14 protein-coding genes are annotated in these 17,633 nt (G+C 42.4%); all 14 read right to left on the bottom strand.

What is annotated here, in order from left to right:
• Positions 1-662 precede the first annotated feature (662 nt).
• The 14 genes from NBH15_RS22590 to NBH15_RS22660 all read right to left on the bottom strand — a co-directional run bounded on the left by NBH15_RS22590 (position 663) and on the right by NBH15_RS22660 (position 17,535).
• The gene (locus NBH15_RS22590) at positions 663-1,352 is read right to left on the bottom strand and encodes a TatD family hydrolase (protein WP_250823609.1); all 690 of its coding nucleotides are present in this window, start codon (positions 1,350-1,352) and stop codon (positions 663-665) included.
• A gap of 83 nt (positions 1,353-1,435) precedes the next feature.
• Positions 1,436-1,657: a membrane protein insertion efficiency factor YidD gene (gene yidD / locus NBH15_RS22595; protein WP_009860402.1), complete on the bottom strand. Its 222-nt coding sequence runs from the start codon at positions 1,655-1,657 to the stop codon at positions 1,436-1,438.
• The gene (gene rnpA, locus NBH15_RS22600) at positions 1,657-2,043 is read right to left on the bottom strand and encodes a ribonuclease P protein component (RefSeq protein WP_046145890.1); all 387 of its coding nucleotides are present in this window, start codon (positions 2,041-2,043) and stop codon (positions 1,657-1,659) included. Before rnpA ends, yidD begins: the two co-directional genes overlap by 1 nt.
• Entirely contained in the window at positions 2,033-2,800 is a 768-nt protein-coding gene (locus NBH15_RS22605; protein WP_044215119.1) for a uroporphyrinogen-III synthase, read from the bottom strand. The genes rnpA and NBH15_RS22605 overlap by 11 nt, the downstream gene beginning before the upstream one ends.
• Entirely contained in the window at positions 2,797-3,525 is a 729-nt protein-coding gene (locus tag NBH15_RS22610) for a DUF4271 domain-containing protein (protein WP_186957869.1), read from the bottom strand. The genes NBH15_RS22605 and NBH15_RS22610 overlap by 4 nt, the downstream gene beginning before the upstream one ends.
• 37 nt (positions 3,526-3,562) lie before the next feature.
• A complete protein-coding gene (gene lpdA / locus NBH15_RS22615) occupies positions 3,563-4,912 on the bottom strand; it encodes a dihydrolipoyl dehydrogenase (RefSeq protein ID WP_250823610.1) in 1,350 nt (449 codons plus the stop codon).
• A 10-nt stretch (positions 4,913-4,922) separates the two neighbouring features.
• Positions 4,923-5,309 carry a hypothetical protein gene (locus tag NBH15_RS22620; protein ID WP_250823611.1) on the bottom strand — a complete coding sequence of 129 codons (387 nt, stop codon included), beginning with the start codon at positions 5,307-5,309 and terminating at the stop codon, positions 4,923-4,925.
• On the bottom strand, positions 5,306-5,728 hold the full coding sequence (locus NBH15_RS22625) for a PH domain-containing protein (RefSeq protein WP_250823612.1): 423 nt from the start codon (positions 5,726-5,728) through the stop codon (positions 5,306-5,308). Before NBH15_RS22625 ends, NBH15_RS22620 begins: the two co-directional genes overlap by 4 nt.
• A 1-nt stretch (position 5,729) precedes the next feature.
• Complete coding sequence (locus NBH15_RS22630; RefSeq protein ID WP_009860409.1) at positions 5,730-6,113, bottom strand: hypothetical protein; 384 nt, start codon at positions 6,111-6,113, stop codon at positions 5,730-5,732.
• Positions 6,114-6,560: 447 nt separating this feature from the next.
• The gene (locus NBH15_RS22640; RefSeq protein ID WP_250823613.1) at positions 6,561-8,018 is read right to left on the bottom strand and encodes a right-handed parallel beta-helix repeat-containing protein; all 1,458 of its coding nucleotides are present in this window, start codon (positions 8,016-8,018) and stop codon (positions 6,561-6,563) included.
• A gap of 90 nt (positions 8,019-8,108) precedes the next feature.
• A complete protein-coding gene (locus tag NBH15_RS22645) occupies positions 8,109-9,749 on the bottom strand; it encodes a RagB/SusD family nutrient uptake outer membrane protein (RefSeq protein ID WP_128133370.1) in 1,641 nt (546 codons plus the stop codon).
• 11 nt (positions 9,750-9,760) lie between these two features.
• A complete protein-coding gene (locus NBH15_RS22650; RefSeq protein ID WP_250823614.1) occupies positions 9,761-12,523 on the bottom strand; it encodes a SusC/RagA family TonB-linked outer membrane protein in 2,763 nt (920 codons plus the stop codon).
• A gap of 28 nt (positions 12,524-12,551) precedes the next feature.
• The gene (locus NBH15_RS22655; RefSeq protein ID WP_250823615.1) at positions 12,552-14,312 is read right to left on the bottom strand and encodes a RagB/SusD family nutrient uptake outer membrane protein; all 1,761 of its coding nucleotides are present in this window, start codon (positions 14,310-14,312) and stop codon (positions 12,552-12,554) included.
• A 13-nt stretch (positions 14,313-14,325) separates the two neighbouring features.
• Positions 14,326-17,535, bottom strand: coding sequence for a SusC/RagA family TonB-linked outer membrane protein (locus NBH15_RS22660; protein WP_250823616.1), 3,210 nt, complete (start codon positions 17,533-17,535; stop codon positions 14,326-14,328).
• Between the last annotated feature and the right edge of the window lie 98 nt (positions 17,536-17,633).

Raw genomic sequence — 17,633 nt, forward strand, 5'->3', positions numbered from 1 at the left:
GCATCTGAAAGCTGAAAGCAATAACATGCAATTCATAAGGAGAGCGAATCAGATAACAAACAGGCTTATATTTACGCTCTTGTATTTGATTCCGGGAATAGCTGTTTCCCAATTATAGAAATATGAGCTATTTAGTGTGTTGCTATGGCGACTGGTTGTAACTGGCTCCCCTCTGGAGAGGGGGCAGGGGGGGGTGTTAAGCCAGTCAATAAAAACAGACCTTGTTACAGGTTTATTTGCCGTCTGCTTCAGCTGACGGATTGGTAAATAATCTATTTCTCTGGACTTTAGTCACATTTTTTACAGGTCTATATCTAAGAGAAATGTGGCTGAAGCCAAAAGAGAGAAACAACTTGTAAACCGTCAGCTGAAGCAGACGGCAAATAAACCTGTAATGGCTAAGTGGTTGTGATAAGACAAGTTATATATGTGAAGATATGACACACCCCCTTCCCCCTCTCCAGAGGGGAGCCAGTTACAACCAGTCTATAATTAGATAGCTCAATTTTGATAAGAAGCGAAAATAATCTCTCATCCCATTGATCCGATCATTTTATTCCAATGAACGGGAGAAGAGTTCTCAATGTCTGTTTACACCTACCTCTAAATGAAAAGTCATTGGATACATGTCGGAATAACTATTAGACGATACAGACAAAAGATTATGATGCGGTTGCCCTGGAACATAAACGATGTACTGTTTGTTGAACCTGATTACCCAACTCATCAACAGATATTTGAAGGGCAGCAGCGATATGCTGATAGATTTCCTGTATAGGACAGGAGGATTCGTCTGTTTCAATCAACAAACGTTCCGGCCAGGCTTTGCGCAAAGCCGATTCCTGGAAGTGCTCCCCAAAAGAGAGGTAAAAGCCTTGTTTCAATAATTGCTCAGCCTGCTCTCCCTTTTTACGGAAGCCGTGAATGATCCAGGGCATAGATGGAGCGTATTTCTTACGGATGGCTATCAACTCTTCCCACGCCCTGACGCAATGGATGATCAAGGGTTTCTTCAACTCTTCAGAAACACGAATCTGTTCTTCAAATACCTTGACCTGCATATCAAGCGATATGGATATTTGCTTATCCAGCCCGGCTTCTCCTATCATTATCACTTGCTCATTCAGGGCCAATTCCCGGAACCGCGCCAGTTGCTCTACCACCGCCTCCTCCCGGATATACCACGGATGGATACCGCAAGATACAGGTTGCCCGGAAGATACATCTGAAAGAGTGCCTTTTCCTACAATTACATTGTAACAGACCACTACATCCTCCACCACAGAAGTCTGTACCGAGTGAGCATGTATATCATAATATACAGTATTTATCTGTCTTTTCAATTCATTCATAATGAACGACAAATATAACAAATAGACGGAAGAATATCTTGTAAACAAAGATTTTGAAGTAAAATAAGAAAGAGGAAAACGATTTACGGCACCGGATCATATCCGCTTCCGCCCCAGGGATGGCATCGGAGCAGCCGTTTGACAGCCAGATAAAGACCTTTTATGGGACCGTGTTTTTTCAGTGCCTGCACAGCATATTCGGAACAAGTAGGTGTGTACCTGCACGAAGCCGGTGTCATAGGTGAGATACAATATTTATAGAAATAAACCGGCAACAGGAGAAGTGTTGTAAAGAATTTCTTCATTATTCCTTGTCGCGCAATATCCTGATTGCTTTTGTCATCGCTTTCTCCATATCGGTAAAAGGATGGATTTCCTTATCCAGATAGAGGAAAGCAATAAGCATGCGCTTGTTTTTTTCTGTCAACGGATCGATCAGATCGTATTTACGCACCCGGTAGGCTTCACGCACCTGACGCTTGATCAGGTTCCGTTTTACGGCGCGTTTGAATTTCTTCTTGGGGACGCTGATCAGGATAGAAACAGGAGCAGACATCTCTTCCTCCAGCGGTAAATAAACAACCCGCAGTGGAAACGCCACAAACGATTGTCCTTTTTCAAATAACAGGTCAATGTAACGTTTCCACGACAGGCGCTCTTCTTTAGAAAGGGTATACCTTTTATTTTCCATTCTTTTTGTTTCCACCCAACTCTTTCTTCAGATACAAATCCAGGGCAGCCGTCATCGACGGAGCCTCGGGAGTAGGTGCTTCCACATCCAACCGGAGTCCGGCGTCCTTCACAGCCTTCGCTGTCGTAGGACCAAAGCAGCCGATCTTTATATCTTCCTGTTTAAAGTTCGGGAAGTTCTTCAGTAATGAAGAGATTCCTGAAGGGCTGAAGAATACTAACATATCGTAATCGAATTTCTCGTCTTTCGCAAATTCGTTACTAACCGTTCTATACATTACAGCTTTTGTATAGTTGATTTTCTTAGCTTCCAACATAGCCAACAGATCATCTTTGTGCACATCGGATACAGGCACCAGATATTTTTCTTTCGCATGCTTTCCGATAACAGTCACCAGATCTTCAGGCTTTCCGGTCTGGCTAAAAAAGATTTTACGTTTTCTGTACACGATATACTTCTGAAGATAAACTGCAACAGCTTCTGTCATACAGAAATATTTCATTGTTTCCGGAATGGCTACACGTAGTTCTTCACATAAATGAAAAAAGTGGTCAATAGCTGTACGGGCGGTAAATATTACTGCCGTATAGTCCAGAATAGAAATTCTCTGCTGTCTAAACTCTTTGGAAGAAAGAGCTTCTACTTTGATAAAAGGACGGAAGTCAATCTCGACCCCATATTTCTCCGCAATGTCGAAATACGGTGACTTCTCGGATGCAGGCTTCGGTTGTGATACCAGCAACTTTTTGATGTTCAATGCCATAGAGTACTCGTCTCAATAAAGTTATACAAAAAAATCATACCTTCATACAAAAATATGAGGGGTAGGATTTCTTGGGTGCAAAGGTACAAACTAATATATAAAAAACCGACATTATTCTTGTGAAATATCCGTATTGTCTTATAAATTATTACAAAACGACACAAAAAATAGAAAATACAAAACAATATTACGGGAGCTAATGTTTTACTTCCTACGAACATCAACCATACGACCGGAATATATAATAACATCCCCCAGGATCCCATAATTGCATTATAATTCTTCTTCCAGAATTTATATTTATCGGGGGGCGAAAAGACAAAGCCTAACAGATAATAACTCAACTGTTTGAACTGGTAAAACAGAAATAATACCGAAAAAATAATCAGAATGGCAAAGAGTACCTCCTTTTCTTCCAGATGATTGACCATCCCTCTTGCCCGGGCAATTGCAAACAAGGCAATACTGCAAAGAAACAAAGCCTGAAAAGTCATAAAATTACGGAAGAAAGAACCACTTTTACCGATGGTTTCGTCAAACAGGTTTTGCCGCTCCTTCAGATACACGACATCTTTCAGCATCTTTACAAAATGCTGAAAATTAGAGCGAAATATAATAGCAAAGGCAATCAGCAGGGACAAGAGCAGCGAGAAGATCACATCATCCACCAGCTGCCCGTCCCATAAACGAATGCCTACATACCCTTCAAACATATCCATGCGCTGCGATTTAGCTTTGCAAAGATAGAGATTTAAATCAATAAAGTGCTTCTTTGATTATCTCTCCGACAGTAGGATGCGGGAATACGATTGATTTAAGTTCTTCGGCTTTCATGCCTTTCTCGATGGCAAGACCTGCTATCACGATCAGTTCAGAAGCTGGATTTCCCAGCAAATGAGCGCCAATCACCGTTTCATCTTCGGCCAGGATCAGCTTGCAGACACCGTTTCCTTGCTCATTTTCTGCCACGAAACGACCGGAGAAGGCCATCGGCAACTTCTTTACCGTATAAGGGATGCCTTCCGCCTGCAATTCTTCTTCAGTTTTACCTACACCGGCAATCTCCGGATTTGTATAGACCACACCCGGTATTGCTTTATAGCTCATTCCGCCACCGGCTTTTCCCTGAATATGTTTCACGGCGACTTCCGCCTCACTTACAGCGGTATGGGCAAGCAAAGAGAAGGCGGTGATATCACCACAAGCATATACGTTCGGCAAAGAAGTCTGCATGTATTGATTCACTTTTATACCGTTCCGGAAAGGCTCGACACCCAACGTTTCCAGTCCGAAACCTTTGGTTACCGGACGGCGGCCAACGCTTAACAATACTTTTTCTCCATTGATGACAAAGCTCTCCCCGTCTTTCTCAACGGTGACTTCGCCATTATGAACAGCTGTCACTTTATGACTCAGATAGAATTTGATACCTCTTTTTGCATATTCAGCCTGAAGCATATCGGACAATTCCTTATCCATCGGACCTAATATTTTGTCCAGCATTTCTACCACATGTACCTCCGTTCCCATGCTATTGAAGAAAGAGGCAAACTCCATACCAATCACGCCGCCACCGATAATAACGAGGGATGCGGGAAGCTCTTTTGTCTGCAATGCTTCACGGCTCGTCCAGTACTCAGTTTCTGCCAGGCCGGGGATCGGTGGGATCACCGTTTCAGAGCCGGTACACAGTAACAGGTTGGCTGCCTCATAAGTTTCTTCACCACAGGCGATAGTGATAGTTCCGTCGGCAGCACGCCCTTTAATTTCAGCCTCCCCACTGACGACAACAACCCCATGTTCCGTCATTTTCATCCGGATACCAGCTGTCAGCTTTTTCACCACCTTATTTTTACGGGCAATAATTTTAGGAAAATCAAATGTAGGATTCTCCGCTTTAACGGCATATTTCTGTGCATGTTTAATAGTATCATACACTTTAGCCGAATAAAGCAATGTTTTTGTGGGAACACAGCCTTCATTGAGGCAGACTCCTCCCAACGCATTTTTTTCAAACAACACAGTGGATAGTCCACTGGCAGCCGCTCTCTCAGCAGCCGTATAACCGGCAGGTCCTCCCCCGATTATAGCAACGTCGTATTTCATGTTTTCAGATTTAATTAAGTTTTATATTTGGATTTATTTCTAATAAAGTTGATATAAAAGTATCGATATCTTTCAAAGGGAAGAAACGTTTTTGCTCTGCTTTCCCGTTTGGCCAAAGATAATAGACAGTTACGCCCTTATTTTTTCTTTCAAACCTGGTGATCAGTCCAACATCTATGAATCCGTTTCCAGTAAGTTTATTATCATCTGTTATATGAAAAGGATTTCGAATCATTGCCACAAAGTAAAAAACAAAAGCGACAGGCATCATCAACAGATAATAATTATCGCTGCCTATCCCCATGACTATAAAAAGTCCTATTGCCGCAAGAAAATAGACAGTAATAGGCAACCAAGCTGGCCAATAACTATAATCTCTCTTAAAAGTTGCTTTCATAACAATCCTTCATTACTCTTGATCTGAATATCCGGATTAATCTTCTTCAGCAGCTTTACAAACTCTTTCTCGTTTTGCGGAGATATCAACATCCACATTTTTCCTTCTTTCCAGATAACGATTCTGTCCAACGATAAGGAATAACTAAATACAGGCAGAATGGAAGGTTGTAACGCCTCTATATCAGCGATAGCAATCTCTTTTTTAGGAAAGAAGCCGCAACGGAGCAGCAACATTCCGTCTGCCGTAATCACATAATAGGTATTAAAAAACACATGCAACGCCAATGCGCTGGCAACCAACGATGTAACAATAGCCGCTACATTCTGATGTAACACAGATATTACACACAATACTGCCAGCACAATGATCAATAAATGATACCACCAGCCGATCTTAGATTTAAAGACTCTATCCATTTTACGAATTTTCGCGCAAGATAGTCATTTCTTCATTTACTTGTTGTAAAGCAGCCACAAATCCTTCGGTATCGACCGGATAGACCGTGTTGGTGTACTCCTTGTCTTTATAAGGTTTAGTGTAATAAATCACGACACTACCAGACTCTTTTACAAATAACTTCTCTATATCCTTGATAGGGATCGCCACAAAATTACCTTGCGTCAGATAACCTTTATCGATCTTATAAGGATAAAATACCGGTATAATGAAAATCAGTATCAAAATATAAGCAATCAACTGTATCTGGTTCAAATAGAACAATCCAAACAGGATTACTATGCTGACCGCTATCGCAACATGCTTCGGGGTCACTATTCTCTTTCCAAACGTCTTCTTTTCCATAACCTTATGTATTAAAGTTAGTAATAAGCAATATTACGAATTTTTGCTCACATTAAAAAGTTTATTGGCCTTCAATATTATTGCATGAAAAAGCATGAATAACAAAAAGACATTTACCTCACTGATGCTCTAATTATCTTCATAGTGTATTTTAGCTTAGAACTTATCCGATAGAGGCCTGCACATAATCTCTTCCCTATATGATCACATTAGAAGGAGTATCCCAAAAGAAAAAAAACAATCCGCTGTAATACAAGCATTTGCAAGAAACAAACCTTATATAATATACGCCGTGAGCGTCGTTGCGAATTTATCGGAGAAGGTTTCAGACAGAGAAATTTGTTACATTGGAGATCCTTTGACGCCCAGTTTTTGTCATGGCGGACTTGATCCGGGACCGCCATGACAAAACAAGATTTTGACACACTCTCTTTTAAACAACACTCCCTATTGTTGTTTTAACCTTTTAATCACTTTCTCCCTCAAGTAGTCAGGGAAATTCTCATGAAAAGGAAATCCGGAAGTAAAATCCGGTTCTTTTTCGATAGCATTCCGATCATCCGGTTTATTTATAAAATTACCGTAAAAGACATTTCCATCAAACTGAGTGGCTTTACTACCACCTGTTATGAACTTATATTCCAGATCATCGTTTATTACATAAAAAATATTTTTATTGAACACCGTATTTTCCGGCCAGGGCCCTCCCCAGTTATCCATGATAAGTACCGAACGGTCTATCTCCGGTGAAGGCTTTTTCATAATAACAATCACATTTTCTTCAATAGCGGTCTGTTTAGCCGGTCCGGAAATATGTATAACCGGAGAGAACCAGCCGGGACGTGTCGGATAAGCACGCAAACCGTCGTTGATACTTACATTATGACGGATTATCGTATTTTCCGTTCCTATATTATAAGGTTTACCCAAAGTATTACCCTCGTTACACACCATCACAAAACCTCCGGCATTATCATGGCTGAAATTGTATTGGATAACGGTATTACGGCAATTGTAATCCGAATCGAAAGCCTGCCCGTCCCATTTGGCATTCTGTCCGCTTACCTCATTAAACTGGATAATCGTGTTATCACAACCCCAGGGCCAGATACCGGCAGCGGCATCTTCTATCCGCAGAAGATCCGGACTATCCCTTACTATATTATGTTCTACCAATGCACCGTCGCAGGCTATAGGAACAATCCCGTCTCCCGGAACCTGCTCGATCAGGTTCCCCCTGATAACGACATTCAGACTGGGAAACCATTTATCACGGTCACTATTACCATTACCGGTTATTCCATTCCGTTGGCAACGGTAAATATGGCAGTTCTCTATCAGTAAATCAACAAAACGGGTCGGCACTTCATCTCCCCCGTTATGCCAGTAAATTCCGTTTCCGGCTCCTTCATTCTTTATACAGCTCCCGTTCACATCCCTGACAGTCAGATTCTTCAAATGGATATGATGCACATCGCCTTTATCCCAAGCATAAATAATAATACCATTTCTACCGGGATCCGGTTTTTCCCCTTTATTGGTAACCTCCAGATTATTCAGTTCCCAATACTCAAGTCCTTCCAGCAGTATCGTATGTTGTTTCTGACCGTCTCCATGCAAGATAGGCTTCCCTCCGTCTCCATATTTATCGACCATCACCGGTTTTCCTTCGCTCCCGCTACCTTTCGGTTCAAACTGACCGACATATTCAGTCCCCGATTTAAATAAAATCCTATCACCCGGTTCAAAGACTTGTTTGTTCAATTTATCGAGACTCTTCCAGGCTTCTGTCGGTGAAGATCCTTTATTCGTGTCATCTCCGGTTATGCTATCCACATAAAAGGTTCGCTGTGTTGAGGTACAGGCACATAATAACAATGCCAGTACGAAAGTGTACATTTTCATTTTCTAAAGTTCTATTGTTTCTAAATCGAGGTATTATAAAGAGAAGCCACCGCAAACAGGTTTAGAGTGGCTTCTCTGCTCATTTTATTCTTACCAATCAGGATTTTGTTTCAAAAGTGGATTTTTAAACAATTCTTCATTGGATACAGGATACAGATACATCTTGTCACTCCATGTGCGCTTATCAACAAGCTGACGTGTATAAATCAACCCGTCGTCTTGTTTCTCAATCTTCACCCCATAAATATCCATTGTCTGAGGAGCGATTTTCCATCTTCTGACATCCCAGAACCGATGGTCTTCAAAAGCAAGTTCTACCCGGCGCTCATTCCTGATCCGTTCAAGAAAATCATCCGAAGCAACTCCCGGCATTCCGGCACGCGCCCTGACTTTGTCGATGGCTGCCCGTGGGGATAACGTAAACGTATTATCCGTATAGTCCGGATTGCCGTAGGCCTCATAAAGAGCTTCCGCATAGTTCAATAAAATCTCCGCATATCTGAAAAGTACCCAGACATGACGCTCGGTAGTCGTATTGTTCGGATTCAAACTGATTGTTTCGACAACATATTTCTTCAAATAATAGCCTGTCGGTGTCGCACCATCCAAAGGCGCTCCGTTTTTACCGCCTATAAAAGTCTCAACAGCCGCATTCTTGAAAGTAGAGCCATTCGTCAGAACAGTCTTAAACAAGCGGGGATCCCTCTTTTCCGGATTGTACATATTATCGATATGTTCCTGGTTTCCCCAGTCGAACCGGCTTCCATCCTTCATTTCAAAAGCATCCACTAAATTTTGTGTAGGACAGGTTCCGGAGTTTCCTCCCTCATAACCGATAGGGAAATTCAGTTTTTCGAAATCATTTGAATTACCTCTGCGCGTTTCCAGAATCAGTTCTTTGGAAGCCAGATTATTCCATATTTGTTCATCTACCAGTTGATACCGCCCGTCCGATTCAACCTTATCGATCAGTTGTTTGGCCGCTTTAGCCGCTGCAATCCATTTTTCCTGACCAGCCGTCCCGGCATATAAAGGGCTGGCTGCATACAGTAACGTTCTTGATTTCAAGGCCATCACGGCTCCCTGGGTGATACGGCCCGTTTCATATCCCGGCACATCTTTATAGGATACAGGCAGCTTATCCATGATCTCATCGCATTCACTGACAATAAAATCAATCACTTTATCAAAATCAGAAGGAGTCACGCTATTCGCCTCATCGAGTTCCAGGCATTCCGTAATCAGCGGGACGTTCTTATACCGTTTGGCCAACTCGAAATAGTAGAAGGCACGTAAAAAACGAGCTTCATACGGATAATACTGATATTGCTGCATCAAAGTCTCATAATTATCATTCCATTCAATATTGGTAAAGTCTTCCTGATAATTATTCAGAAACATATTAGCAGAACGGATTGCGGTATAGTAAGTGCCCCACACATTATCGATTGTCAGGATAGGACTCCACGAACCGTTATTATACCGGATGATGCCCGATGTATTCCAAGCATATTCCGCTTCATCGGTCGCCGCTGCCCGGGTCGCTCCGTCAAAATTACCGAAATCGGCGGGTAAATATGAATATACGGTGGTAAGCATACCTTTTGCTCTTTCAAAATAGGTGAACATATCTTCTTTGTCAAATCCGGACGATTCATTATAATCCAGATAATTGCAGGAAGACATACACACTGCAAAAGCAAATATGGCAGATAATATTTTCTTATTCATAATGTCTATTTTTAAAAATCAAGAGTTAATCCAATGTTATATGATCTGAAAGATGGATAAGTAGCATACATTTGCTCCGGGTCCATATCTTTCACATGGTCAAATGAAAACAGATTCATACCTCTGGCAAACAGGTTGATATTGCTGAGTCTGATCTTGTTTACCCATGATTTAGGTAAAGTATAGGCCAACTCCACATTTCTCAGTTTCAGGAAATTGCCGTTTTCAGCCCAGATAGAACTTTCCCTGAAATTATTATCATTCTGTTTAGTTGTCAGACGCGGATACCGGGCATTGGTATTCTCCGGTGTCCAGCGATTTTCCAGATAATGTTGAGAGACGTTCTTATTACCGACCAAAGGACGGTACATACTTGACATATTTCTAACTAACGTATAGTTAGCTACTCCCTGGAAATCTGCTTTCAAACTCACATTCTTATATCCTAATCCAATTGAAAACCCGTACATAATTTCCGGCAAAACAGTACTGTAACCGATAGCCACCTTATCATAATCATCGATCACCTTATCACCATTCTGATCTTTATACTTTACATCGCCCGGAACCACATTGGAAAAAGATTGTACAGGACTGCCCGCTATATCTGCCTCATCCTGAAAGAAGCCGATTGCCTCCAAACCATAATACTGCCCGATCCGGTTTCCTGTATTTTTCAGGTAATCATACGGTTTATATCCTTCGTCCATATTTACAATCTCATTACGGGCAAAAGTGAAATTACCAGCCAGCATATAGGTGAAATCTCCGATACGGTCACGCCAGGAAAGACCGGCTTCAAATCCATAGTTCTTAACTTCGCCATCATTCAAAATCGGTGTGCTGACTCCCAACACGGAAGAGTAAATAGCAGATGAGTTCACCAGAATATTCGTCCGCTTTTCATAAAAGACATCCGCTGATAAAGACAACCGCTTGAATACTTCCATATCGATGCCGAAGTTAAACTTATAGGCTGTTTCCGGCATCAATTTCAAATTAGGCAAACGGAACTCGCCATTACCGGATACAGAGTTATTATTATCTCCAAAAAAATAGGAACTGATGCCCGTTTTGAAATAATATTTATCATAATCATAAGCAAAGCGATCACTTCCGGTAATACCCCACGAAGCTCTTGCTTTCAGATAATCTATCGCTGTAACTTCTTTCATAAAGTCTTCGGAAGAAATGACCCAACCAGCAGAAATAGCAGGAAAAAATGCATACTTATCAGAACTTCCCAACACACTCGACCCGGAATAAGTCAACACTAGATCAGCCAGATACTTGCTTTTATAAGCATAGCTTGCATTTCCTATATAACTCTGCCGTCTATACGTATTATTAATTCCTTTCAGGGAATTTTCTTCCTGATGGTAAATGACCGCAGCATTCAGTTGATGCATATCCTGCCAGTTTTTTTCGTAATTGACTTTTGCCTCAAACGTTGTTACACGGTTCTGATATCCCAAGCTGGAACTGAAAGACAAATCCGTTTCCTGTCCGTAACGTGTACGGGTTATATCGATAATAGTACCTCCGTTATCCCTGACCGGCTGCAAACTTTCATACAGATAATTCTTTGTTTTATTATCCCAATAGCTGGCCCGGTTATCATAAGCAATAGCAAGCTCTGCACTCAAACCGGAAGTAAGAACCGACAGGTCCTGGATAATCCGTAAGTCGGCATATAAAGCCCGGTCATTTCCAACGGAAAAACCTTTAGCCACCGATTCTGCAACAGGATTTTTGCGCACATTATCGCCGCCCCATACACCAGTACTCGTCTTTACCGGGAAAGCCGCTGCCGGAACATCGTAAATCATCGGGAACAAAGTCGAATACTCCGTTGCCGGACGATTATGTTGCGACAATTCACCCAACAAGTTCAATTTTACCAGCGTGAGTTTTGTCGCATTAATATCGAGGTTCGCCCTGGCACTCAGTTTATCCCACGACATCTGACTGGAATAATCCGGGCTGAAATAGTTCTCATTCATAAAACCGTTATCACCGATGTAATTGATTGCGGCAAAATAACTCACATTCTTTCCTCCCCCGGTAAAAGAAGCATTAAACTGATGAGTCGTCCCTTTATTTCTCAAGGCTTCATCCTTCCAGTTCACATTCGGGAAAAGTGCCGGGTTGGAACCCGTACGGAAAGCTTCCAGATCAGAGTTGCTATACAAAGCGGACAGTCCGTCCATCCGTAAAGCTTCGTTCATTGCCAATGCATACGTATATCCGTCCGCCATATCGGGGAGACGGAATGGAGTATTTATCCCGAACTGATAGCTAGCATGCACTTTCATTCCTTCCAAAATACCGCGTTTGGTAGTCACCAGAATGACACCGTTTGCCCCCCGTACACCATACAAGGCCTGTGATGCAGCATCTTTCAGAACCGTAACACTCTCTATCTCATCCTGTGACAAGGAACTGAGGGGACGTTCAAAACCGTCGATTAGAACCAAAGGAGTTCCTGTCCCCATCGTGGCAAGACCTCTCACATACATTGTCGGATCATTATCCCATGCTACAGTCGAGCCTTGCAGACTGATCAATCCGGGAAGTCTTCCATACAAGGAATTTGCTGGATTAATATCAGACGTTTTAGAGGCATCCATATATATTGTGGAAACAGCTACCGTACTTTCTTCACTGGGAACAGACAGATTAAATCCACGGTTTACCATTTTTGTATCCTGTGCATACGAGAAAACAGACACAGACAAAAATGCAGCTACATATATTTCTTTTATTATTTTCATAACCTGCTTTTATGATTTATCAAATGAATTACCATCCCGGATTCTGGACCAATCCATAACCTTTATTAATTTCTTCAGGCGGGAATGCACACAAATACCATTTAGGTGACCAGTTCTTCTTCCAGTAACGTTCGGCCAACTGCCATTTTTCATATTTATAAGAACCGTCTGCCTGACGCCAGGTTTTTACACCGTACAGAGGTTTGGTAAAATCTTCCGCACGTTTCCAACGGACCAGGTCAAACCATCTGATCTCCTCAAAACCAAATTCCACGGCACGTTCATTCAGTACCATTTCACGGAATTGCTCCTGTGACAGATTACGCTGCAACTTCGGTAAACCGACCCGTCCACGGACTTTGTCTACCCACTCATAAGCTTCGCCCGTACGTCCGAGTTCATTCAAAGCCTCTGCATAACTCAAATAAATCTCAGCCAGACGCAAATAAGGCCAGTGAATAACCGAACCGGTCAGAGTGGCATAATCATGTTCACGAAGGAACTTACGCATAACAGAACCGGTACGGCAACGCGTATCATTTTCCGTTTTCTGTTCTTGCCCACCGATATAGGTTTCAGCTGTACGCCCCTGCCATCTGTCGCCGTTAATAACAAGAGTCTCATACAACCGGGGGTCTCTGCCTTCGAACGGATTGACGCCCTGCGGTATATTATCCCAGTCTATATTAAAAGACGTACCGTCGGCATTACCGAACATATCGATATAATTCAATGTCGGACAGCTACAACCATACCAACCGGCCGACTGCATAAAATAAAAGTTTCCATCCCAAATATCCGGACAAGTATAGGCTACACGTGTAGATATCAACACTTCACCGTTTCTTCTTTTATACCATGCATCCTGAAAATCCTGCCGGTAATCGCCCGTTTCAACCAACTGATAGTAATAAGAACCCGAGTTGTTTGCCTGTTCGAATTCTTTACAGGCATCCACAACATCCTGCCAGCGTTGATCGGATTTATTTCCATACCAAACCATCAGGTTCGTACTGGCTTCGCCATCCAGATAAGGCTGGCTGTCATTGAATAAAGGACTGGCTGCAAATAATAGCACACGCACCTTCAATCCGAGTGCAGCAGCTTTGGTGAAACGCCCGTCTTCTTCCACCGATACCTGCCAGGGAAGTACAGCTGCGGCTTCATTACACAAGTTGACGATAAAATTGACCGTCTTTTCAATGGTTTCACGCGGATAATTATAGTCATCGCCCGGATAAATAGCTTTATCAATCAAAGGCAAGCCACCAAAATGACGCATCATTTGAGTGTACTGTACTGCTATCACCATCTTGGCTTCACCCTTACGGATGGCCTTTTCCTCTGCCGTCATATCCGGTACCCGGTCTACATTTTCCAAGAAAATATACGCTTTACGGATAGCTTCCCAACTACGTTCTTTTGTGTAAGCATACATCACATCATAGGTGTCGGCAACCGAAGCATTATATTGTCCGTTATAATAATGGCGTTCCGCACCACATCCCCATCCCAGGTAAGATTGGCAAAGATCGGTTGTCGATTCAAGCAAGTCTACTCCCAGTTTGTCTTCGGCAGCATCCCAACTGTACATAACCCCATAGGGCAAATGCCTGTAAGCCGCAGCCAAAGCACGTTCGGCATACTGCTTGGATGCAAAAATCGTATCCAGGGTAACATCAGCTCCCGGGGCTTTTTCCAGAAAATCATCGCCTATCTTCAAGTCGTTACATGAACCGAAATAGAAAGAGGTGGCTATTATAGATATTGGTATTAATAATCTTTTCATACTATTTGTATCATTAGAAATTTACATTCACTCCAAAATTGTAAATACGCGTATTGGGATACTTGTTCTTATTACTGATTTTTGATTCCGGGTCGATAAATCCCAGATGGTCAAATGTCAGCAGGTTATACCCATTGGCAAACACCCTGAGTTTCTGGATACCGACTTTCTTCAACACATCCGCATTCAACGTATATCCTACCTCCAGGTTCTTCAGACGCAGATAAGAAGCATCTCTCACCCAGAAATCCGACATTTGCGAGTTATGCATTCTGTTGGTTTGGGTAAAGCGCGGGAATTGGGCCGATTGTCCTTTCTCTTCTGTCCAACGTTCCTCAACCATCCATTTCATCAGGGGAGCGTCACCGGTATTGAACGGACGGGTAAAGTCTTCTTCCAAACGTCTGGAAACGTTAGTTGCCCCTGTCCAATTCATCGAGAAGTCAAAACCTTTATATTCGAATCCGGCATTCAAGCCAAATATATATTCGGGATTTTCTCCATAACCAAAATAAGTTTTATCATCCCCGTCGATTACTCCGTCATTATTCAGGTCTTTGAACAAAATATCACCAGGCTTAAATGTTCCCGATTGTGCTGGGATTCCGGTAATAGTCGAACCATCCTCATTAAAGTCTTTTGCCTCGAAGAAACGGTCGAAGACATATCCGTAATTCAAACCGATAGAACGTCCTGTTTCATACATATAAGGTTCATTCTGTGGAATTTCATCTTTATAGACAATCTCATTTCTGGAGAAAGAGATATTTCCTTTCAACCAGTAGCGAAACTTGCTGCCAATTTTATCGTTCCATCCCAAAGAGATTTCATACCCTTTATTGTTCACTTTGCCCAAATTGACAGCAGGCAGGTCGGCTGCAACGAATCCCGGAACTGTATTTTGCTGAATAAGAATATCTTTACGTTTCTCAAAAAATACATCCAGAGAGAAACTCAAACGCTGATCCAGCAGGTTCATATCCAAGCCGTAGTTTTGTTTGGCAGCCTTCTCCCAGGTAACATCCGGATTTCCCAGAATCAGTTCCGATGCACCCGGATAAGCCTGCGGCGTATTCACTCCCCAATAATATCCGCCCGAACTGGCAGAATATGAGTCCGGCAAATACAAGAAACGTTTATATTCATTCAATATATCATTACCAACCAGACCATAAGAAGCTCTTAATTTAAGGAAGCTGATAAAATCTACCTGCTTCATAAACTTCTCTTCCGATATCACCCAACCGAGTGAGGCCGCCGGAAAAAATCCGTACCGTTTACCCGGTGCAAAGTTTTCCGAACCGTTATAACCGGCATTGAAATCGACCAGATAACGATCTTTATAAGCATAAGTGACGCGCCCAACCAATCCCAAATATCCTTTCGGGATATCCGTATTAGCCTTGGGATAATACTGTTTGGTCATATTATACAAAAGCAAGCCGCCGACTTTATGATCCCCGAAAGTACGGTCGTAACGCAAACTGGCCTCTACATACCAGTCGCGCGTCTTGGTACTCCAGTCTTCCGACGCAGACAAAGCACTCGCTGTACCTTCAAGTTGATACACAATCGTATGATCAAAATTAGGATCATCAATGGCCAATCCCGGATCGGTCAGACTGGATTTATAGACCGGAGTATACGATTCCATCGAGCCATTCCATGATTTACTTCCCGTATAAGAGGTATTGTAAGCTCCTTTAATATTAAAAGAAAGACCTTTGGTGATAAAATCCAGTTTCTGCGTTAAATCCATATCCAGATTCATCGTATTTTGCGAAGCCTCTGTATATCCTTTCCCATAATACATGGAGAACAGGTTACGCATTGTCATCGGGATATAACGGTTTTTAATCTGAACCAGATTTTCATCTACAAAGCCCGGACTGGAGAATGGTTGCACACGGAGAATCTCCATCCATAAATTGTTTTGTTCGCCGAACTTAGGATCTTTCTTTGTTTCCAGACGTCCGCCCAACCCCAATTTCAAAGTAGTGCTCTTAGTTACGTTAATGTCGAGATTCGCCCGATAATTATAACGGTTGTTTTTATAGTTCGGATTATAACTTTCATAAAATCTCTTCAGCAAACCATCCTGATACAGATAACCCAGGGAAATAAAAAACTTCACATCTTTCGTTCCCCCCGAAATATTCAGGTTATGCTGTGTTTGTAAAGATGCTTTCTTAAACATCAAATCTTCCCAGTTCGTATTCGGGAACATGATCGGATCGGCATTCGTCCGGAACATATCCAATACATAAGGCGAGAATCTCAAATCGTTGGGACCTAAATTTGGATTGTCGCTCAATTGCATCTCATTGAAATATTTGGCATGGTCATAACTCCCCATCATTTCCGGAACACGCATCGCTTCACTGATACCGACCGAAGAAGACAGCGATATTTCCGTACGTCCTTCTTTTCCTCTACGTGTCGTTACCAGGATAACTCCATTCGCACCCCGTACACCGAATACGGCCGTTGCCGAAGCATCCTTCAAAACAGTAATATTCTCTATTTCATTAGGGTCCATGCGGAAGAAAGAACGTTCCACCCCATCCACCAGAATCAATGGTTGTGAGCGGGCGCCATCCAAAGAAGCAATACCTCTGACAAATATTTCCGGGTCCTCAGCACCGGGTTGTCCGCTATACTGAACGGTTGAAATACCCGAAACAGAGCCGGCCAGCATATTACCGATACTGGACGTGGGCGATTTCAACAAATCCTTTGTGTCTATCGAAGAAACAGAGCCGGTCACAGTCAACTTCTTCTGAGTTCCATAAGCGATGATCTGTACCTCTTCCAGCTGAACATTGTCGGAAGCCAAAACAACATTGATGACTTTCCGGTTACCGACTTTTATATCCTGAGGCGTATAACCCAGATAAGAGACCTGAAGAATATCATTATCCGTACATTCAATTTCATAATTTCCATTTATATCAGAAAGAACTCCCTGAGTCGTTCCTTTGATAGAAATCGTGGCTCCTATCATCAATTCGCCAGTGTCGTCACTGACTGTTCCCTTCACCAGCTTTTTCTGTTCTCTTTGCTGGGTTATAGACGGAACATTACTATCCGGACCGGAAGCAAGAGCTGGACTGTTAGCCTCAGCCTGTACATCTGGTCGTATAAACAAAATAAGCAGCAACAGTACGCCGACCTTTTGAAGGGGACTACCTACCAGCTTATACTTAGCCTGTACTTGATTCATAAGTTTAATCGTATTTTTAGTTTAAAGTCAAAATCACCAATCATTTTTCTAAGAGTCCGTTTATTATCCGGAGGCGGTCCTTTCTGCATAATAATTAC

It is taken from the genome of Parabacteroides caeci (assembly GCF_023656795.1).
GTDB lineage: Bacteria > Bacteroidota > Bacteroidia > Bacteroidales > Tannerellaceae > Parabacteroides > Parabacteroides segnis.